We start from the raw sequence: 20,156 nt of genomic DNA on the forward strand, positions 1-20,156 counted from the left end.
TTAATTACCTAGTACTTGCTTTAGACCTTGACTAAAACGTTCGCTTTTTAATATGCTTATAATCTTTTCAGCATAATTAGGATCAGTGGCGTAACCAGCTTTCTGTAATGAATGCAAAAATCGTTCCGGATCAGATGACTTAGAAAGTGTATCTTTATAACGAGCACCTGTTCTTAAGAAATTTGTAAAATCATTAAAACTATCTTCAATCGTTTCGTAAGCTCTAAAAGCTGCATTTTTCTTGACCGCAACGCCATCTTCAAACTCTAATGTAGATTTTTTTACGCTATTACCTTGCCAGCTATGATCTACTTTAATATTGAACAAATTATTACTTGATGAACCACTAGGTTGGTTAATAATATGTTTGCCCCAACCTGTTTCAAGCGCCGCTTGTGCCACCATAACGGCAGGATCGAGGTTAATTTTTTCCGCTGCTTTTTTTGCAAATTGCCACATTGCATTAATAAAATCATTAGGGGTTTCAAAGTTAGCTGATTCAACTCTTTCTACAGGAGACTTTTCTTGTGGTTTATTTGCTAAAAACTCAGCTTGTTGCTGCTTAAATCTATCTGTTATCCATTGCGGTGTGCTTTGCTTTTCAGGCAGGCTGTGCGCTTTTACATTCTGTAAAACAAAGTTATTGACATCATCTTTCTCAGAAGATGATGTCTGATTAAAAACTGCATCACTTCTTAATATTGAGGCCGGTTTATAGCTTTGATAATCAGGACTTAGCTGCTGTACAATCAAATCAGCCAAACCTAACGAACCACTTTGAGAAAGATTTGATGTTAATTGCTGATCAAACATACCCTCATAGAATTTTGTAGCGCTACTATTCATTGGACTATCTGATTCAAAAGCTTCATTGGCTTTTCGCATACTCTGCATCAACATATTCATAAATATTCCCTCAAAATGCTGAGCTGCTTTTTTTAAAGCTTCCCTGTCATTACCGTTACTACTGGTAGCATCACGTCTTAAATCATTGAGACTATTAAGATCAAAGTAGTTGCTTGGCATTTGTTGGTTAACTTCATTCATAACAATTTATTGACACTGAACAGATTAATATTATGTAAACTGCAACTATTAAGCCAAAATAAATTTCCCACAACATGCCTGTTAGTAAATTTGAATTACTTCATAGAATTGCTCCATAAAAAGGAAGATTTTATTTTAATCGCGACGTGATCTATACCCATGTTACTTCAAAATGCATGTTTCAGAGCTATCTGAGCGAGCTCAATTCAAGACGTATTGATACAGGAATATATGCACCTTTCAAACCAACGAAAAGATGAAATAGGTTTACTCAGAAGCTCCGTCTCAGCAAGTTTGAACAGGGTTTATGTGCGTTATTAATTTTAATAAGAGAACAACCATTATCTTCAATTAATGCCTTACCTAAATCCTATTTAATTATCTATAAAATCATGAATTTAGAGATATAATCGGTATAGGAGTAGATTTCATGATAATTAAATTAAGAAACCTGTGGGTAAATATATAATATTTATTTAATTTTAAAATGCCACACAGTAGCACTTAATAAAGATGTGCAGCAGATTTATATCACTATCAATTGGCCGCTTAATGCGCCAGCTTCTTTAAGTGCTTCAAGTATTGCCATCAAATCACCTGGAGCGGCGCCTACTTCATTAATTGCTCTGACCAAATCATCAAGGCTTACACCAGGATCAAATACAAAAGCGCGGGTATCATCACGAGAAACATCAATGATACTCTGCGTTGTCACTACGGTTTGTCCATCAGAGAAAGGATCAGGTTGATTAACGTCTTGTTGCTCGGCTATGGTTACTGTTAATCCGCCATGGGTAATTGCTGCGGGCTGTAATTTTACATCTTTGCCTATTACAATTGTGCCAGTTCTTGAATTAACAATAATTTTGGCTCCAGTGTCTGCGGGTTTAAACTCAAGGTTTTCTATAGTCGCTAAATAAGTAACACGCTGCGAAATATCTCTAGGTGCAGTAACTCTAATTGAAGTTGCATCCATAGGACGCGCAGTATTTGGCCCAACAAGCTCATTAATAGAATCTGCTAAGCGTTTTGCTGAAGTAAAGTCAGCATTATACAAGTTAAAAGTAATAAAATCACCTTTTCCAAATGGACTCGGAACAGAACGCTCAACTGTCGCTCCATTTGGAATACGCCCAACTGTAGGTGTATTTATTAAAACTCGACTACCGTCTAATCCTTCCGCTCCTAATCCACTTACAATCAAACTACCTTGTGCGATAGCATACACATTACCATCGACTCCTTTTAAAAATGTTTGTAATAAGGTACCACCTCGCAAACTACCGGCACTACCAATTGAAGAAGCCGTTAAATCAATTTTCTGTCCCGGTTTAGCAAAAGCGGGTAATTCCGCATGCACAGCAACAACAGCCACATTTTTAATTTTTGGGCGCGCGCTTTCTGGCAAGGTAATACCAAAGCTTTTTAACATTGCCTTAAATGTTTGTTCTGTATAAATGGTTTTTTCACCTGTACCAGGCAAACCAACCACTAATCCATAACCTAATAATTGGTTTGAACGTATTCCTTCGACCATAGCAACATCTTTAATCCGCTCTGCTGATAATTGCATAGAAAAAATAAATAGAGATAGAAATAAAAATAGTTTTAAAAAATAAATAATTTTCATAAATTGCCTCTCCTAAAAAGGAGATAATACACTCATAAAGAAACCTGATAACCAACCTGCACTTTGTGTTTCTTGCAAATCACCTTTACCTGAATATTGAATACGCGCATTTGCGATTCTGTTAGACTCAACAGTGTTTTCAGCACTTACATCTATTGCTCTTACAATACCTTCAACTCTGATAAATTCTTCTCCGGTATTTAATGTCAGCCACTTTTCACCACGGATCATTAGGTTTCCGTTAGCTAATACACGCATAACATTTACAGTTATATTTCCGCTTAAGCTGTTTGATTGATTAGATTTCGCATCTCCAGTAAATGATCCGCCAGATTTCATTCCCAACTGAATACTTTGTCCACCTATATTAACTTTATTTGCTCCTAAACCAACTATTGGGTCTAAATTATAATCTGATTCTTTATCTGTTTCTGTTTTTGCACTTTTAGATGCTTGGGTTGATTCTTTAAGCATCACAGTTATGATATCGCCGACCCTCACTGCTTTTTTATCTGAGTACATATCATTGGAACTATAAGCATTAAATAATGAGCCAGTAGGAACAACTACTTGAGTCTCTGCTACAGGGTCTATTGGAGTATAATAGGGGTCATTTGACACTACTTGCCTATTTGCTGTTGATACGCATCCGACAAGTAAACCACAAAGAATAAAAATAACTATGTGTTTAACAACGTGTGTTAATTTAAGCATAATCCTATCTCCGATAAATTTACAGTTGTTGGTTAATAAAGCTCATCATTTCATCAACAGCAGAAATCACTTTAGAATTCATTTCATAAATTCTTTGTGTTTCTATTAAGTTAACTAATTCTTCCGTTGTATTTACGTTTGAAGTCTCTAATGCGCCTTGCACTATATTACCTAAGCCCTGTACACCAGGGTTACCTTGAACAGGTGCACCACTTACAGCAGTTTCAGTAAATAAATTTTGACCTGTAGGTTCGAGTCCTGCAGGATTTATAAAATCAGAAATAGTTAACTGACCAATTACTACATTATCTGCTTGACCACGTATATGAACAGATACTTCACCATCTTGAGACACTGTTAAAGATTGTGCGTCATCAGGTACCGTCATTTCAGGTTGTACAGGGAAACCAGCACCAGAAGTCACTACTCGGCCGTCACCATCCGTAGTAAATTGCCCTGCTCGCGTATAAGCTTGACTACCATCAGGCATAAGTACCTCAAAAAAACCTTGTCCTTGAATCATCCAATCCATCGAATTATCTGTTGTTAATAAATTTCCTTGAGAGAAATTTTTTTGTGTAGCAACAACTTTAGTGCCTGCTCCCAACATTAGACCCGAAGGTAATTCTGTATCTTGAGAAGAACGACCTCCAGGTTGATTAATATTTTGGTATAACAAATCTTCAAAAACAGCACGACTTTTTTTGTAGCCAACAGTACTGGCATTAGCTAAGTTATTTGAAATAACCGATATATCTGTTTGTTGAGCATCAAGCCCTGTTTTACTGATCCACAATGCTGGGTTCATTTTATATCTCCTACCTAAACTATTCTAAGTAAAGAAGCTTGACTTTCATCCATCTTCTCTGCTGTTTTCATCATTTTGACCTGTAACTCAAACTGACGTTGATGTGAGATCATACCCACCATTTCTGCTACCGGATTTACATTAGACATTTCTAAAGCACCGCTCAGTACACTTACACCAGGATCTAATTCACAAAAACCACATAGTTCACCTGCGATTGCCTCACCTTTTGGCCTGAATAAACCATCTAAACCTTTTTCTAATTGATTATTATTTTCTGGTTTAATGATTTTTAATTGATCAACTTCTTCCATAAAATTAGCAGGGGCACCTTGAGGCCTAACTTGTATTGTGCCATCGCTACTAATTTCTATTTTTTCTACCGGAACAGGTAAAATAATTGGGCCACCAGAGCCTATTACAGTACTGCCTCTTGCAGTTAATAACTCACCTGTGGCTGAAACATGTAAATTGCCTTCTCTCGTGTAGGCTTCCCTACCTTCTTTATCTTGGATACTTAGCCAACCACCACCTGTCACAGCAATATCTAAATTACGTCCCGTAGTAGCGATAGGTCCTAAACTCATATTCGAGCCAGGCCTTTCTTCCATAGCAAATACTCTTGAAGGCATGCCTTCACCAAAGGCTTGCATTGAACGTGCTTGCTCAAAATCAGATTTAAAACCGGTTGTTTTTGCGTTAGCCAAATTATTGGCACTTACAGCTGTTCCTATGAGATTTTGCTTTGCGCCGCTCATCGAAATGTATAACAACTTATCCATTGTAAAACGCCAAAAAAATGATACTTACTTCTATGTAGCAATTTTAACGCCAATAAATAAAATACTTTTAAAATTATTTAAATTGATCTAGTTGATAGGAATTAAGAGAGTAAATATTAATCGCATGAAAGTTAAGGTTTAATAAATTATTAGATATATATGTAATAAAACAGTTTTAAATCAATTACCAATCATAGTTACTGATAATTAATTTAAAACATGTGTCATGCTTTAGCTTTATAGAGATGAAGCTTTATTATCTGATTTGTAATATTGTTTGAGATATAGAGTTATTCACTTCAAGCGCTCGAGAGTTAGCTTGAAAGTTTCTTTGTGCTGTGATCAAATCTACTAACTCACCGGTCAAGTTTACATTCGATTGTTCAAGTGTACCCGAACGAATTGAGCCAAAAGTACCCGAATCTGGTTCACCAGCAAGCGGAGATCCAGATGTTTGACTTGATGTCCAGCTCGTATTCCCTATCTGGGTTAAACCTTGATCATTAGGGAAACGTACTAACGCAACTTTACTAATCGCTTGTGAATCACCATTTGAATATTTTGCTTCAATTAAACCATCGGTACCAATTGAAATTCCTGTTAAACGACCAACCGTTTGACCATCCTGACTTAATGCCGAAACTTCAAATGGAGTTGAAAATTGCGTTAGGTTAGTCATCACAAAGTTAAATGTTTGATCTGGGTTAGCACCATTTGTTATTGCACCTGCACCATCATGTGGTATAGCTGGTGGTGTCGTGATACTACCCACTGCACCTAATGGTTCTGTTCTTGGGGTTGGAAAAGTTCCAGGAATGGTAGCACCCGAAGTATCAAATTGTAATAACATCCCCCTTTGGCCAGTTGTAGCCTGATACTGTAAAGCACCTGGATTTGCAACACTAGGATCTTGACGTAAATCAACAGGAGTTGCATTACCAGCATCGTCAGTCAAAGTACTAAACATCACCCAAGTATTATTATTTGTATCTGCTGAGGCAGGCATCACACCGGCTGTTCCTGGAGCTGCACCCGCACCAGCACCTAGTGCTGCCGGGTTTGTTGTTTTAACATAATAAACAGAAGAAATGCGACTATTACCTAAAGAATCATAAACTACCGTTGATGTTGATGAGGTAAAGGTATTTGTATCAGAAGGATCAAATAATGCGGGATCAAGATTTGTTGCATTAGAATCTAAATTAAAACTTAAGTCTACTTGTGTAGTTGCAGCAGGAGCGCCTGCACTATCTGGTATTTGAATCGGTGCTGTTGTACTTAAACTGACTGATTTTACAGAACCATCATCATTTACAGGTAAACCTTGTAAAAAATCACCGTTTGAAGTCACAATGCGATTTTCAGAATCAAGTTTAAATGCACCTGCACGTGTATAAGTAAAATCTCGACTCAATGGACCATCTGTTGTCACAAAAAAACCATTGCCACTAACAGCCATATCTAGCGAGTTAGATGTAAACAATAAACTACCTTGGTGAAATTGTTGAGCAACATCTTGCGTTAAAACACCGCCACCATTTTGGGTTTTAGCATTAGAAAATAAAGAGGTAGAAAATACATCTGCAAATTCAGCTCTTGATTCTTTAAAACCATAAGTATTTACGTTTGCAATATTATTTGCTGTGGTGTCTAAGTCTTTTTGTGCTGCGGTTAAGCCGCTTAATGCTATATTAAATGACATATATAATTCCTACTTTATTAACTAACTTCAATCACATCTTCAAATTTTATGCTACCTAAATCTTTGAAGTTGAGTGTTAATCCAGTTCCATTTTGTCCCATACTCACACTATCTACACGAGTACGCACTTGAACTGGTAATTCGATATGCTGTGCTTTTAAAACTCCATTTTTATCTGGAACATTTTGTACCAAGCCAACAGCCCTTATTTTATATTTACCATCTGGTACTGGATTACCATTAGAATCTTTACCATCCCATTTAAACTCTAAATTACCGCCATTAGATGCTGCCATTGGCACTTCACCTACAACAGCACCATTTTCATCTTCAATACGAATTTTAATATCAGAAGCAGGATACTCAAGCGGGATCCGCCCCGAAATTTCTTCACCAACTGTATTTGTAATATAGTGAGTATCGACCAAAACATCTCGGCCAACTAAACTAGAAGCTTGTAAAGCTTGATTTGATGTCATCGATGCTGCAAATTCATCGAATTTTGTTGACATGTTAGTAATACCTTCAGCCATAGACATATTAGTCATTTGCTGCATCATAGCTTCATTATCAGTTGGATTAGAAGGGTCTTGCATTGACAATTGCTTAGTCATTAACGTGAAAAAATCTGCTTGAGTCAATTCACCTTGGGGTACTTTATCCGGTTCTTTTTCATCTTTTTTTCGTAAGCTATCAACATAACTACTGCTTTGGCTACCATTAATTGGATCTATCATTTTATTCTCCTATTAACGCTGGCCAAGTAAAATTGTTTTACTTAACATGGTTTTTGCCGCATCTGCTATTTGCACATTTGTTTGGTATGCGCGGGATGCTGAAATCATATTTGCCATTTCTTCTACCGTATTTACATTAGGACGATATATATAACCTTCTTTATCAGCCATCGGATGTCCTGGGTTGTATTCCACATTTAAAGGTTTATCACTTTCAACTATACCTAAAACTTTAACCCCAACAGATTCTCCACCTTGGGCTGCGGCAGCTTTTGTCAATTCAGCGGCAAATACGGGGTGTCTAGCTCTATATGTTTCATCAAGACTTGAACTCACTGTATTGGCATTTGAAAGATTACTTGCTGTTGTATTAAGGCGCACCGATTGTGCGCTCATACCCGTACCAGCTATATCAAATACATTAAATAAACTCATAAATTACCTCTTATGCCCTATTGCCCGCTCAATGCTTTCTTAAGCCCTTGGATCTTACCTGTTAGAAATCTTAAACTTGCCTGATACTCTATAGAGTTTTGTACATACAAGTTTCGTTCCACTTGTACATCAACCGAATTGCCATCGCCAGTATCTGGCTGTAAAGGATTACGAAATTGTGCATTCGCTTGGATAGAGTTAGCATTAACATTGAAATGTTTTTCATGAGTTCTAGTCATAGAGCTAGATTGATGAGATTTCGCCTGATTTAATACAGCAGCAAAATCTATATCTTTAGCTTTGTAACCTGGTGTATCTGCATTGGCTATATTGGTTGCTATAATTTCTGCACGTTGTGTTCTTGCTGTCATAGCGCTTGGATGTATACCAAAAGCTTTTTCAAAACTGATCGCCATAACCCCTCCAAAATTTTGACTTTAGAGAGTTCATGCAAAGGTTACGCCATATCGTATTGGTTTAATAAACAAGGTATCAAAAGGAAATTGTTATTTTTATAACTTTATGTAAATTATAGATTTAATTATTTTATAACAAAAACTTAAAATGAGTAACATGCTCATTTTAAGTTTATTTAAAATTATTTTTTTTGATAAATAATGCCTGGGTTACAGCGGATCATATCAAAATCATCATTCAATCCAGTCATTGATTCTGAAGCCCCTAAAAATAAATATCCCTTTGGATTTAAAGCTTGAGCAAATTGACTTATAATTTTAGATTTAATTTCAGGAGAAAAATAAATAAGTACATTTCGGCAAAAAATAATATCGAACTTACCCATTAAAGCATAAGAATCGAGTAAATTTAAATGCCTAAATGTTGCCATTTTTCTTACTGGTTCAACAACCTTTGCCATGCCATGACCACTATCCATAAAAAACTTTTTACGTCTTTCAGGAGAAAGGCCTCGGGCTAGTGCCAAAGAGTCATATTCTGCATTTTTACATAGATCCAGCATGGTATTTGAAATATCTGTACCAACTATTTGAGCACCAGAAGTGAATGAGCCTAAATTTTGTGTTTGAAATTCAGCCGTTGTCATGGCAATTGAGTATGGTTCTTGCCCAGACGAGCTAGCAGCAGACCAAATTTTAACTGGACGACGTAAAGTTTTAAATTCTGGAAATATTTTACTTTTCAAAAGCTCAAAAGGATATTGATCCCTAAACCATAAAGTTTCATTTGTTGTCATGGCATCAACAACAGCGGCACGTAATTGCCGCTCTCTTGGACTCAAAGTTTTACTTACCAATTCAGATAATGATTCAACTTCAAACCGCCCCATTAAAGGCGCTAAACGGCTTTTTACTAGATACAACTTGTTATCACCAAGAACAATTCCGCACTGTTGTTCTAAAAAAGTACGAAATTTATTATATTCATGTTGTTCTAAGTTTTTATTAGCCAAATTTGATATACCTATATATTAAGTTAAAATGAATCTTAATCACAGTGAACCCATTTCTTAACGGCGGCAGCCAGTTCATCTGGATTGAATTTAGCAATAAAGTCATCCGCACCTACTTTTTCAATCATCGCCTGATTAAAAACTCCGCTTAATGAAGTGTGTAATATAACATGTAAAGGTGCTAATCTCGGATCAGCTTTTATTTCAGCTGTTAATGTATAACCGTCCATTTCAGGCATCTCTACATCAGAAATTAATAGGCCAATCCTTTCGGTTATATCTTTTTCACACTCTTTTTCTGCTATTTCCCTTAGCCTAATGAGCGCTTCTTTACCATTTTTAGCAAGCTCTGTTTGAATACCTAATGGTTCAAGTGCTCTTTTTATTTGATTGCGAGCAACAGCGGAGTCATCCGCTATAAAAATAATACGTTCACCTAAATCTTTTTGCATTTCACCATCATCAACAATTTCAGCACTTACTTCAGTATCAACAGGACAAATATCACTTAATATTTTTTCAACATCAAGGATTTCAACTAGCTCCTTTTCGATTTCAGTTACAGCTGTAAGATATGAGTTTCGACCAGAACCAGAGGGTGGAGGTAAAATGGCCTCCCAATTCATATTAACGATGCGCTCAACTGACCCCACTAAAAAACCTTGAACAGATCTATTATATTCCGCGATAATAATAAAGCTATTTTCAATATCATCAATTGGGTTTCCGCCAATCGCCATAGATAAATCGATAACAGAGATTGTTTGGCCACGTATATGCGCAACTCCTCTGATATAAGCATTAGATTTAGGTAACGAAGTTAATCGGGGACATTGTAAAACCTCCCTCACTTTAAATACGTTAATACCAAAGCGCTGACGGCCTCTAAGTTTAAATAACAAAAGTTCCAGTCTGTTTTGACCTACTAACTGTGTTCTTTGGTTGACCGAGTCTAAAATGCCCGCCATTTCAATCTCCTGAATGAAAAGCTAAATATTAGGAATGAATATTGCTTTCATAATAAAGTATAAGTAAATTTATATACAGCAAGCGTCTGATTATTGACGCAAAATATTTATACCCTGTTTTCAACATAAAGCATAGTAGAAACATAATGAGTTTGTTTAATAAAAATCATCATAAGTTAATTTTTTTTATATTTTTGGTCTTATTTTCAAATAATACCTCAGCAGTGGGCTATTCAAAAAGCCAATTACAACAACTTGCTATAAATTATCTAGCTCAAAATTTAAAAGAATTAACTAATGGAACAAGAGAGCTATCAGCGCTGCCCATTGATCCTAGAATATCAGATAAAAATTGTGAAACTGAATTATTAATTAATTCAGTAAACGTACAAAGAAGTAATCGGCAGAGTACAATACAAATTAAGTGCTTAGATGAAAAAAAATGGAATTTATATGTTCAAGTCAAAATAATGGAACTTGCACCTATTGTCGTGGTCAATCAAAACTTAAGTAAAGGTGAAATAATTACAAATGAACACCTAATTACAAAACAAACTCAGAAACATTTAATTAGAACACAATACTTAAATAAAGCGCAAATGTATACTCTGTTAGGAAGCAGGAGTAAACGAAATATCAGAAGCGGTTCAGCCATCACCTATAAACAGGTTTGCATGGTTTGCAAAGGAGATAGAGTCACTATTTTTGCCAGTTATCGCGGGTTAAGTATAAAAACAGCAGGAATTGCATTACAAGATGGTATTATTGGGCAAAACATTTCAGTTAAAAACTCGAAGTCTGGCAAGAAGTTACATGCTAGAGTGATAGGTGTTGATCAAGTTAAAGTAAGTATTTAAGATATATGTTAAACTATTTCTATAATTGGCCGATACTAAAAGTAATGAAATTTTAATGCGAGATACCTAATGGTTAATCAAGTAAATAAAGGCAACCAACAAAACGTTACCTATACTAATTCAAAACAACAACAGCTTAGTGTCAATAAAGATAATGCAGCTACAGCGGTACAAAATCAACCAACTGCTTCAACCAAGGCTGCGAAAGATTCTGTAAATTTAACACCTCAAGCTCAGCAACTAAGAGGTTTACATGAAAAAGCCGAGCAATCTTCAGGTTTTGATAGTAAAAAAGTTAGCGAATTGAAAAAAGTGATTAGCGAAGGCAATTACCAAGTAAATGCCGAAAAACTAGCTGAAAAAATAGCTGGTTTCGAATTTGATTTATATGGTAAATACAATGATTGAACAAAATGCAATACAGAATATTCAACAATCTTTAATTGAGCAAAAGCAAAACCTAGATGCTTTATGGGTAACTTTGCAAAATGAATTAGAAGCGATAAATACTCGAAATAGCAATGCTTTAGAAAATTCAGCTAAAGAGAAAGTGACTATTTTAAATAAAATATCTATATTAGATCAAAAATTAATAAACTCACCGCTTGCGCAAATAAAAAATAGCATCCCTTCAATAAAAGAAGATATCTCAGCGATAAACGAGCTATTAAGTAACTGTAAACAACAAAATGATTTAAATGCCCATGCAGCACACCAAACACAAATAGCAGTCAAAAAAGTAACCGATATTTTACTTGGTTCAATCAAGTCTCTTACATACGATAATAAAGGTAAGTCTCAAGCAGGGACATTATTAAGCAAAGGTATTAAAGCCTAATAGTCTATCCCATTTTAATTAATAATATGTGATCTTCTTTACTGTTCTTGGTTTAACTTGACCAATATATAGATCGTGTACTAGCTTCATATCTAACTCTAACTCAGTAACATAACTATCACCTACAACATAACTCTTAATGACCTTAGCACCTCTTACAGCACCTTGTACTTTAGAGTTTAAAGTATCATTTTTGGTGATCATGCCTCGCATAGATGAACTAGCTGTAATTTGTTGGCCATAAACTTGTTCAGCTAACTCTCTATAAGCTTCTAATTTTGATGCTTTAATAGCAAGAATTTCTTTTTGCTGTTGGTTTTTTCCTGGTTGTAAACTAATAGGTGCATAACCAACCGCTTTTAAAATAGGAAAAAAATCTGGTTGCTTATAATCATATTCGATATGCTTATCAAACATACTCGAACAACCACCTAACAGTGATACGATACAAGTACCTATTATTAGTTTATTCATAAACTCTTTTTACATCCAATGCAAATTATTTTGATACCTGATACATGCATGTTATATGCCCATTTTATATAAATAATCTCAACTAGACTTAATAAATGACTATCTAGAAGCGGTTGGTATAAGATTTGCTTTACTTACCATCTTAATGACTAAATTTTAATGCTTTTACGCTTTTACAATTAAAAGAGCTATTTATGAACAAGTATATTTTCCTGTTTTTTTTCTGTGTTACTCAACCTTTGCATGCACAATGGTATGAATCTATAGGGCAATCTCAAATAAGAGACGGCGATACTCAAAGAGCAAAAACAAGAGCAGTAGAAAGCGCTATAAAACAAGCCCTTATTTTCGCAGGTGCATCTGTAACGAGTATTCAAACGGTCGCTAATGGTCTAATGACACAGGAGGAAACACATGTCAGATCTCATGGGGAAATACAAAATATTGAATTAGTCGACGAAGTCTATTCTAGTGATTCAGTATCCGTAACTTTACGATTAGATATTTTTGCAAATGAAAAAATATGTTTCGCATCTGAATTTAAAAAAAGCTTAGCTATTACTCAAGCACAAATGCCTAATCAAGAACAAGCTCGAAATGGCCAAATTTTTGACATTAATAAAGCATTTAGCGAAAAAATATTTAAAAGTATAAAATCGGCAGATCAATCTATTGTTCCTAGAGCTTATTATCAACAGGCAATTCCTATTTTAGACTTTTTTAATCAACAATATAACTTTGATCCTATACTTATTGAGCAAATAGCAAAAAATAGTGATAGTCAGTATGTTTTGATATCTAAGATAAAGGATATATCTATGGGTGAAAAGCAAAATTCAGATCTCATGTTTTGGCAATCAAACAGCTTTGAACGGTTTTTTGATGTTGAAGTTATGCTTTTTAATGCTGTAACACAAGAAGTGATTGTGCAACAAGATTATTCTACTAGTGGCATTTGGCGATTTAATAAAACAGCAAGAATAGATGTAAGTAGTAATCAATTTTGGCATTCAGAATATGGTCAAGTTTTAAATGAACTATCAAATCAAATAAGTCTAGATTTGCAAGAAAAATTATCTTGCTTGCCAATTCAAGGTAAAATAAAGCACATTAAAGACAATACAGTTACCTTTAATTTAGGTAAACAGCATGGTATTAAAAAAGGCCAATCTTTCGCTATTGCATACCAATCATTCTTTACTGATGAAGAAGGCGTTCAACAACCCTATATAATAACGAGCGCTAACCATGTGAGAGTAAATCAAGTTTATACCCGCAGTGCGATAGCAAGCAGTATAGGCGATGAATTACTAGCAAACATTCAAACAAGTGATATTGTTTTGTTAATTGAAGTAGAAGAGCCTGAGCTTTAATAAATATATCTCATACAAAAAATCGTCATCTTCAAGTGATTTATCGAAGCTGTTCTGTTAGCTTAAAAACAACATCCTTTTTGAGATAGCAGAGCCAATTGCAACATTAAACCAATCTATTTTATCAATCGATACGATAACTACAATCAATTAGACCTATTTAACAACCTGATCAATACTAAGTCAAAATAAACAAATCATATAAAATAATAGGATTTACCATGCTTAAAAATATTGAAGGTCAAACAATTCCTAATGTCACATTCTCGATTCGTCAAAATGATGAATGGATTCAACTATCCACAATTGAAGTATTTAAAGGGAAAACTGTTGTTGTATTTTCTCTACCCGGTGCTTTCACACCAACGTGTTCATCTACACATTTACCATTATTTAATGAACTTGCCCCTGTATTTAAAGAAAATGGCGTAGATGACATTGTATGTATCTCAGTGAACGATACTTTTGTTATGAATGCTTGGGCTGCGAGTCAAGAAGCTGACAATATTCAGTTAATACCAGATGGCAATGGTGAGTTCAGTGATGGCATGGGCATGCTAGTTGATAAATCAGAAATAGGCTTTGGTAAACGGAGCTGGCGTTATTCCATGCTAGTTAAAGATGGCGTTATTGATAAAATGTTTATTGAAGCAGATGTACCAGGCGACCCGTTTGAAGTATCTGATGCGGATACCATGCTAAATTATATTAACCCAAATCAAAAACCTGTTGAGGCTGTATCTATATTCACAAAACCCGACTGTCAATTCTGTCAAAAAACCAAAGACTTGTTAATAGGAAAAGATATTAGCTTTGAAGAAATAGTCTTAGGTAAAGATGCATCATTCACCAGCTTAAAAGCTATTACAGGTAATGATACCGTGCCACAAGTGTTTATTGCTGGTAAGCATATTGGTGGGTCTGAGGACTTAGCTAAATACTATAATTAATGGCGTCCCATAGAGGATTCGAACCTCTGACCTATCCCTTAGGAGGGGATCGCTCTATCCAGCTGAGCTAATGAGACTTATATAATATAAAACTATACTAAATCAATAAGTAACCAATGTGAATTTTATACTTTGGTTACTTTAAAACTGTAACACCATCTTGTAATTCTTCTAATAAATTATTAGCTAACGTAATTTGTGCAGTCGATTCTATTTCACCTGAAGCTCTATTTCTAACATATGTACTCAGCATATAGCTTTCCTGATATAAACTTAAATGACTTTGTAGAATTAAATCTGAATTAGCCTTTTTTCTAGAATAATCCATAACAGGTATGCCAAATTTAAACATTTCATTGATTAATAAGAATTCAATCTGATCTCTCACTTCTTTAAATTTTGATGTCATTTTTTCGGCAATAGATACTGGCTCAATAATAATTGACTGCGTTCCTCCAAGTACATCTAACTTGCTTAAAAGTTTAAGTGTTAATCGGTTTATTTCTTCTTTTAATTTTTGTACTTGCTCTGAAGGCAAATTGCTTTTTAACTGCTTATTATTCTCAGTTTGTAATCTTGCATATTTTTCTAACTGTGTTTCACCTCTAATAACAACTTGTGTCGCAGGCTTTTGTTTTTTAACTTCATTTCTAGTGTCATCATATTCCAAAACTCCGCAGCCAAGTCCCAATAATATTAATATCACAATACAATATTTCATTTTTATTAATCCTTAACTATCAGGTTCTTCATTGATCAATTTAGGAGATATCGTAGACTCTAAAATAAATGAAGGTATCAAGCCTTTAGCCGATGCGATAATAACTTTTGAAAACATATTGACTATTCGAGCATTAACTACAACACCTGCAGCAGTATAAATTAAAGTACCAGATAATATATAATCAGCTTTTAACGATTCAGTTAGTTGTTGATAGTCTCTAGAGAAAACAAAATCACCTTTTTTATTCACTTCTATATATTCCATAACTTTAAAGTCAATAACAGGAATACCGTATTGTTGCATCTCATAGAGAAAACTTTCAGATATTTGATTACCTAGCATATTAGTGCTTTGTAAGTCATCATTAAGATCTACAAAAGAAGTGACCGCTATTTTAGTGTCAGGTGCGTGAGCTTGAAAGCTATCCATTAATCCCATAGCCATTTGCTCAACATATTCACTTAAAAGCTTCGTATTATTAATAGTATAGTCAGCTTTAACCTTAAATACTGAAGCGTCTTTTTTTATTTTTTGCTTTACATTATCGCAATGATTATTAATTAATTCTCTATCACATTCATTATTTACAATTTTATTTGTTAAGTTACATGCTGATAATAAAATTAATGTTAAAGTTAAAAATAGCAGTTTTATAAAATTCATATATCTCTCTTTATACGGTACTATTCATCACCTTGAACTAAGGGTATACCATCTTCAAGTGAACTTGATAGTAACGCTTTTACAGCGTGGGAAGGGATCAATCCTTGCGAAGATGCAACTATTGCTTTAGATTTAACACCCACTATTCTCGCATTTACCATATAACCAGATTCATGCCTTACCAATGTGCCACCTAATACATATTTAATTGGTAGATTACCTTTTAATTCAAGAAAGTCTCTACTAAAAATATAATCGCCACTAGGAGCAACGCGAATATAATCGGTTGTTTTAAAGTCAATTACAGGAATACCAAATTTATGGAGTTCATGCATAAAACTTTCTGACAATTGATTACCTATTAGCGGTGCTTTTTCATAATCACCATCTAAAAATACAAAACTGGTTACACCTATTGGAGTTTGGCTATTCACATATTGAATATTGTCAACTAATCCATGCATTATTCCACGAACATAATGATTTATGTTTTTTACAGTTCTAAAATTACTCGTATTTTTAGATGCTGCTAAGACACTTTTACCGTTATGTGATTGAAAGTTATTATCTGATGATTTCGTTTCTTTAACAACATGTTCGTTATTAGTTGGCATATTAAGCATACTGCAAGCAGATAAAGTTAAACTAGTAGCAATAATAAGATAATTAAAGTGCATTGAACCCTCCATTAATAATGATTACGAATTAAAGAACTATCTCTCAACTGTACTTTTTCTTGAGACCAAAAAACATTAAGTGGAACTGTTTTTGTTGCAGCACCATGAACTATATTACTGTGAATATCAATCAGTTTTACGTTAACTATAAATTGATCTTGAATTTCAGTTAAAGTTCCAGATATAAAATAATCTATTATATGTTTTTCCTTTAACTGAGAGACATCTCTTGACAGCATACTATCTACACTCGGCTTTAGTATGATCTTTGGTAAAGTTTTATATTCGATGACATTAAATCCTAATTGAGTAACAGCTGTTGTTAAACTTTCTTGAATTTGCAATCCAAGTAATTTTGAAGGTCCTTTTTCAGTAATATTAGATAATGAGTCAATAGAAACAAGAGTACCGATTGCAATAGAAGATTTTGATTTTATTGGATTAAATTCTTTAAGTAAATCTATTGCTAATTGCTTACTATATTGGTGCACGCTTACAGTAGACATTTTAGGTACGTACGAATTGCTGAAATCTGTATTTGATGAATCTGGATTATCATTTGTAAAAAGTGAACAAGCCGATAGGAGTAAGGCTAGTGTTATGATCATAATACGCATTAATTTTTACCTTAAATAAACTAAACAGTAAAATTAATGCAATAAAAGTGCCACTGGGCACTTTTATATTAAGCTTATTTTAAATTAACGTTTTAATAAACTCAACTAACTCTTCTTTCATATCATCGCGTTTTAAAGCGAATTCAATATTCGCTTTCATATATCCTATTTTACTACCACAATCATGACTTTTACCTTTCATGTAGTATGCTTCAACTGTTTCATTTTCCATTAGCATAATAATTGAGTCGGTTAATTGAATTTCATCTCCCGCACCCGGTGCTGTACGTTTTAGCAATGGCCATATATTTTTACTTAAAACATAACGCCCTACGACCGCTAAATCAGATGGTGCTTCACCAATAGGTGGTTTTTCTACCATCGCTTTGATTTCTGATGCTTGACCTGGTGCTAGCTCTACCCCATTAATATCAACAATACCAAACTGTTCGACTTGATGATGTGGCACATTTTCAACCATTATTTGACTTTTTTGTGTCTCATCAAATATTTTGAGCATATCCGCTAAGTTATCTTTTTTAAGATCAGCGTTAAAGTCATCCATGATGACATCAGGTAAAATCACCACAAATGGGCTATCGCCGATAATAGGATGAGCACAGGCTATTGCATGACCCAGACCTTTTGCAACACCTTGACGTACATGAATAATAGTGACACCTTTGGGGCATATAGACTTGATATCATCAAGCAACTGACGTTTTACACGCTTTTCAAGTGTCGCTTCTAATTCAAAGCTGGTATCAAAATGATTTTCAATGGCATTTTTACTGCTATGGGTTACTAAAACAATTTCTTTTATACCTGCCGATATTGCTTCATTCACTACATATTGAATTAAAGGTTTATCTACAATTGGCAACATTTCTTTTGGAATTGCTTTTGTTGCAGGCAACATACGGGTTCCTAACCCTGCTACGGGTATCACTGCTTTTAATATTTTAGACATCTTACTTTATATTCCTTTATTTAAATTAAATTGCTATCGGTGCTTTAATAGCAGGGTGAGACTCATAGTTTTTTAATTCAAAGTCTTCAAATTTAAAACCAAATATATCTTTTACATCTGAATTAATAGCCATCGTTGGTAACGGATGGGGTTGACGTGTTAATTGCTCTTGAACTTGTTCCATATGGTTTAGGTATAAATGTGCATCACCAAATGTATGAACAAAGTCACCTAACTCTAAATCACATACTTGTGCCAACATCATCGTTAATAGTGAATAACTTGCGATATTAAATGGTACGCCTAATAAAATATCAGCACTTCTTTGATATAACTGACATGATAATTTGCCATCTAAAACATAAAACTGAAACAAAGTATGACATGGTGGCAAGGCTTGTTTGCCCATAGCGGCATTTTCTGATGGCGAATAATTTGTATCAGGTAAAACTGCCGGGTTCCACGCACTTATAATTAAACGGCGTGAATCTGGGTTTGTTTTAATTTGTTCAACTAGTTCTGATATTTGATCTATTATCTGACCATCATGACCTACCCAACTGCGCCATTGCTTGCCATAAACAGGCCCTAATTCACCTTCATCTGTTGCCCAACCATTCCAAATATTAACACCATTATCTTTAAGGTACTTAATATTAGTATCACCTTGTAAAAACCATAAAAGTTCATGAATAATAGATTTTAAGTGGCACTTTTTTGTTGTCACTAATGGGAAGCCATCGCTTAAATTAAAACGCATTTGATAACCAAATACACTAATTGTACCGGTACCCGTTCTATCTTCTTTTTTAGTGCCCTGCTCTTTGACATGGCGCATTAAATCTAAATATTGCTTCATTTTTATACCTATGGAGTACTTTTATTTTTTTAGTAATTACAATAAAATTTTTAAATTAATAACATACGCACAGCTATGATGCTTAAAATAACTGCAAAAATCTTTTTTATAATTTTGACAGGTAAATGTTGTGTCGCTTTTGCACCTAACTGGGCAAAAATTGCCGATGTGCTAACAATTGCCAGTAATGCAGGTAAATACACATAGCCTACAAACCCTTGGTTAATCTGAGTAACAGACCAACCCGACGAGATATAACCAAAAGTCCCAAAGACTGCAATGACAATACCGCAAGCTGCGGCACAGCCAATCGATTTTTTCATATTAACTGAAAAGTGCGTTAGTAAAGGCACTAATAAAGCACCTCCACCTATGCCTAATAAGCCTGACAAACCACCTAACGAGGCTGTCATAGCTGTAAGAACCGGTTTTTGAGGTAAACTTTTGTGACTTTCTTGTTTAGTGTTAACTAACATTCTTAATGCGATAAATGTAACACAAATAGCAAAAATAATTTTCAATATTTTTGACGGAATTGAACCTGCAATAAAACCACTTAATAATGCGCCTAAGGCTACACCACCCATGATCCAAGGCATTATATCCCATGGAATGTTATTATGTTTATGATGTGCAAAAGCGGAGGAACTTGATGTGAAAATAATTGATGCCAGTGATGTTGCGATCGCGATAACCATAACCTGTTCAAGTGCAACCAAGTTAAAGTGTACTAGTATCGCGCTTAAAAATGGCACAATAAGTAAACCACCACCTATGCCTAATAATCCTGCTAAAAAACCAACTAGGCACCCTAAAATTGCACAACTAAGTACAATCCATAACAAATCACTCATACATGCCCTAAGCTTAATTTAATATTCAGTTTTTTATCTCATTTTTGT

General features: G+C 34.5%; 24 protein-coding genes and 1 tRNA gene. 5 read left to right on the plus strand and 20 right to left on the minus strand.

All coding sequences use genetic code 11. The features are described from left to right. From flgJ to CJF42_RS06555, 11 genes are all read right to left on the minus strand, one after another. A complete protein-coding gene (flgJ, locus tag CJF42_RS06505) occupies window positions 1-1,047 on the minus strand; it encodes a flagellar assembly peptidoglycan hydrolase FlgJ (RefSeq protein WP_095365901.1) in 1,047 nt (348 codons plus the stop codon). A gap of 526 nt (window positions 1,048-1,573) precedes the next feature. Then, the gene (locus tag CJF42_RS06510; protein WP_252097544.1) at window positions 1,574-2,620 is read right to left on the minus strand and encodes a flagellar basal body P-ring protein FlgI; all 1,047 of its coding nucleotides are present in this window, start codon (window positions 2,618-2,620) and stop codon (window positions 1,574-1,576) included. Window positions 2,621-2,689: 69 nt separating this feature from the next. Next, window positions 2,690-3,391 (minus strand): flagellar basal body L-ring protein FlgH, encoded by a 702-nt coding sequence (gene flgH, locus CJF42_RS06515; RefSeq protein WP_095365903.1) that lies wholly within the window; start codon window positions 3,389-3,391, stop codon window positions 2,690-2,692. A gap of 19 nt (window positions 3,392-3,410) precedes the next feature. Beyond that, window positions 3,411-4,199, minus strand: coding sequence for a flagellar basal-body rod protein FlgG (flgG, locus tag CJF42_RS06520; RefSeq protein WP_095365904.1), 789 nt, complete (start codon window positions 4,197-4,199; stop codon window positions 3,411-3,413). 14 nt (window positions 4,200-4,213) lie between these two features. Continuing rightward, a complete protein-coding gene (locus CJF42_RS06525) occupies window positions 4,214-4,981 on the minus strand; it encodes a flagellar basal body rod protein FlgF (protein ID WP_095365905.1) in 768 nt (255 codons plus the stop codon). Between the two features lie 256 nt (window positions 4,982-5,237). After that, complete coding sequence (gene flgE / locus CJF42_RS06530) at window positions 5,238-6,683, minus strand: flagellar hook protein FlgE (RefSeq protein WP_095365906.1); 1,446 nt, start codon at window positions 6,681-6,683, stop codon at window positions 5,238-5,240. Window positions 6,684-6,700: 17 nt separating this feature from the next. Further along, window positions 6,701-7,420 (minus strand): flagellar hook assembly protein FlgD, encoded by a 720-nt coding sequence (locus CJF42_RS06535; RefSeq protein WP_095365907.1) that lies wholly within the window; start codon window positions 7,418-7,420, stop codon window positions 6,701-6,703. Window positions 7,421-7,432: 12 nt separating this feature from the next. Further along, window positions 7,433-7,855, minus strand: coding sequence for a flagellar basal body rod protein FlgC (gene flgC / locus CJF42_RS06540; protein ID WP_095365908.1), 423 nt, complete (start codon window positions 7,853-7,855; stop codon window positions 7,433-7,435). A gap of 17 nt (window positions 7,856-7,872) precedes the next feature. Beyond that, window positions 7,873-8,271 carry a flagellar basal body rod protein FlgB gene (flgB, locus tag CJF42_RS06545; protein WP_095365909.1) on the minus strand — a complete coding sequence of 133 codons (399 nt, stop codon included), beginning with the start codon at window positions 8,269-8,271 and terminating at the stop codon, window positions 7,873-7,875. 182 nt (window positions 8,272-8,453) lie between these two features. Next, window positions 8,454-9,284 (minus strand): CheR family methyltransferase, encoded by an 831-nt coding sequence (locus CJF42_RS06550; RefSeq protein WP_095365910.1) that lies wholly within the window; start codon window positions 9,282-9,284, stop codon window positions 8,454-8,456. Between the two features lie 35 nt (window positions 9,285-9,319). Continuing rightward, window positions 9,320-10,252 (minus strand): chemotaxis protein CheV, encoded by a 933-nt coding sequence (locus CJF42_RS06555; protein ID WP_095365911.1) that lies wholly within the window; start codon window positions 10,250-10,252, stop codon window positions 9,320-9,322. A 146-nt stretch (window positions 10,253-10,398) separates the two neighbouring features. Here CJF42_RS06555 and flgA point away from each other — a divergent pair, with 146 nt between their 5' ends. From flgA to flgN, 3 genes are all read left to right on the plus strand, one after another. Then, window positions 10,399-11,109: a flagellar basal body P-ring formation chaperone FlgA gene (gene flgA, locus CJF42_RS06560; protein ID WP_095365912.1), complete on the plus strand. Its 711-nt coding sequence runs from the start codon at window positions 10,399-10,401 to the stop codon at window positions 11,107-11,109. 69 nt (window positions 11,110-11,178) lie between these two features. Continuing rightward, window positions 11,179-11,517, plus strand: a complete 339-nt coding sequence (gene flgM / locus CJF42_RS06565; protein ID WP_095365913.1) for a flagellar biosynthesis anti-sigma factor FlgM — start codon at window positions 11,179-11,181, stop codon at window positions 11,515-11,517. Next, a complete protein-coding gene (gene flgN, locus CJF42_RS06570; RefSeq protein ID WP_170940507.1) occupies window positions 11,510-11,947 on the plus strand; it encodes a flagellar export chaperone FlgN in 438 nt (145 codons plus the stop codon). Before flgM ends, flgN begins: the two co-directional genes overlap by 8 nt. Before the next feature lie 18 nt (window positions 11,948-11,965). Here the strand turns inward: flgN and CJF42_RS06575 are convergent, their stop codons facing one another. Then, complete coding sequence (locus tag CJF42_RS06575; protein WP_095365915.1) at window positions 11,966-12,421, minus strand: LPP20 family lipoprotein; 456 nt, start codon at window positions 12,419-12,421, stop codon at window positions 11,966-11,968. Window positions 12,422-12,615: 194 nt separating this feature from the next. Here CJF42_RS06575 and CJF42_RS06580 point away from each other — a divergent pair, with 194 nt between their 5' ends. Both CJF42_RS06580 and CJF42_RS06585 read left to right on the plus strand, forming a co-directional pair. Next, complete coding sequence (locus CJF42_RS06580) at window positions 12,616-13,794, plus strand: flagella assembly protein FlgT (RefSeq protein ID WP_095365916.1); 1,179 nt, start codon at window positions 12,616-12,618, stop codon at window positions 13,792-13,794. A 221-nt stretch (window positions 13,795-14,015) separates the two neighbouring features. Continuing rightward, a complete protein-coding gene (locus CJF42_RS06585) occupies window positions 14,016-14,744 on the plus strand; it encodes a glutathione peroxidase (protein WP_095365917.1) in 729 nt (242 codons plus the stop codon). Here the strand turns inward: CJF42_RS06585 and CJF42_RS06590 are convergent. The 8 genes from CJF42_RS06590 to CJF42_RS06625 form a co-directional block, all read right to left on the minus strand. Beyond that, window positions 14,745-14,821: transfer RNA gene (locus tag CJF42_RS06590), tRNA-Arg, on the minus strand. A 59-nt stretch (window positions 14,822-14,880) separates the two neighbouring features. Next, window positions 14,881-15,465: a hypothetical protein gene (locus CJF42_RS06595; RefSeq protein ID WP_095365918.1), complete on the minus strand. Its 585-nt coding sequence runs from the start codon at window positions 15,463-15,465 to the stop codon at window positions 14,881-14,883. A 12-nt stretch (window positions 15,466-15,477) separates the two neighbouring features. Next, entirely contained in the window at window positions 15,478-16,131 is a 654-nt protein-coding gene (locus CJF42_RS06600; RefSeq protein ID WP_095365919.1) for a FlgO family outer membrane protein, read from the minus strand. 20 nt (window positions 16,132-16,151) lie between these two features. Then, on the minus strand, window positions 16,152-16,808 hold the full coding sequence (locus CJF42_RS06605; RefSeq protein ID WP_095365920.1) for a FlgO family outer membrane protein: 657 nt from the start codon (window positions 16,806-16,808) through the stop codon (window positions 16,152-16,154). Between the two features lie 11 nt (window positions 16,809-16,819). Continuing rightward, the gene (locus tag CJF42_RS06610; protein WP_095365921.1) at window positions 16,820-17,425 is read right to left on the minus strand and encodes a FlgO family outer membrane protein; all 606 of its coding nucleotides are present in this window, start codon (window positions 17,423-17,425) and stop codon (window positions 16,820-16,822) included. 79 nt (window positions 17,426-17,504) lie between these two features. Continuing rightward, window positions 17,505-18,395 (minus strand): UTP--glucose-1-phosphate uridylyltransferase GalU, encoded by an 891-nt coding sequence (gene galU, locus CJF42_RS06615; protein WP_095365922.1) that lies wholly within the window; start codon window positions 18,393-18,395, stop codon window positions 17,505-17,507. A gap of 25 nt (window positions 18,396-18,420) precedes the next feature. Beyond that, window positions 18,421-19,254: a thymidylate synthase gene (locus CJF42_RS06620; RefSeq protein ID WP_095365923.1), complete on the minus strand. Its 834-nt coding sequence runs from the start codon at window positions 19,252-19,254 to the stop codon at window positions 18,421-18,423. A 50-nt stretch (window positions 19,255-19,304) separates the two neighbouring features. Further along, on the minus strand, window positions 19,305-20,108 hold the full coding sequence (locus CJF42_RS06625; RefSeq protein ID WP_095365924.1) for a sulfite exporter TauE/SafE family protein: 804 nt from the start codon (window positions 20,106-20,108) through the stop codon (window positions 19,305-19,307). Window positions 20,109-20,156: the final 48 nt, after the last annotated feature.

Origin of the sequence: Pseudoalteromonas sp. NBT06-2 (assembly GCF_002276045.1) — a bacterium.
GTDB lineage: Bacteria > Pseudomonadota > Gammaproteobacteria > Enterobacterales > Alteromonadaceae > Pseudoalteromonas.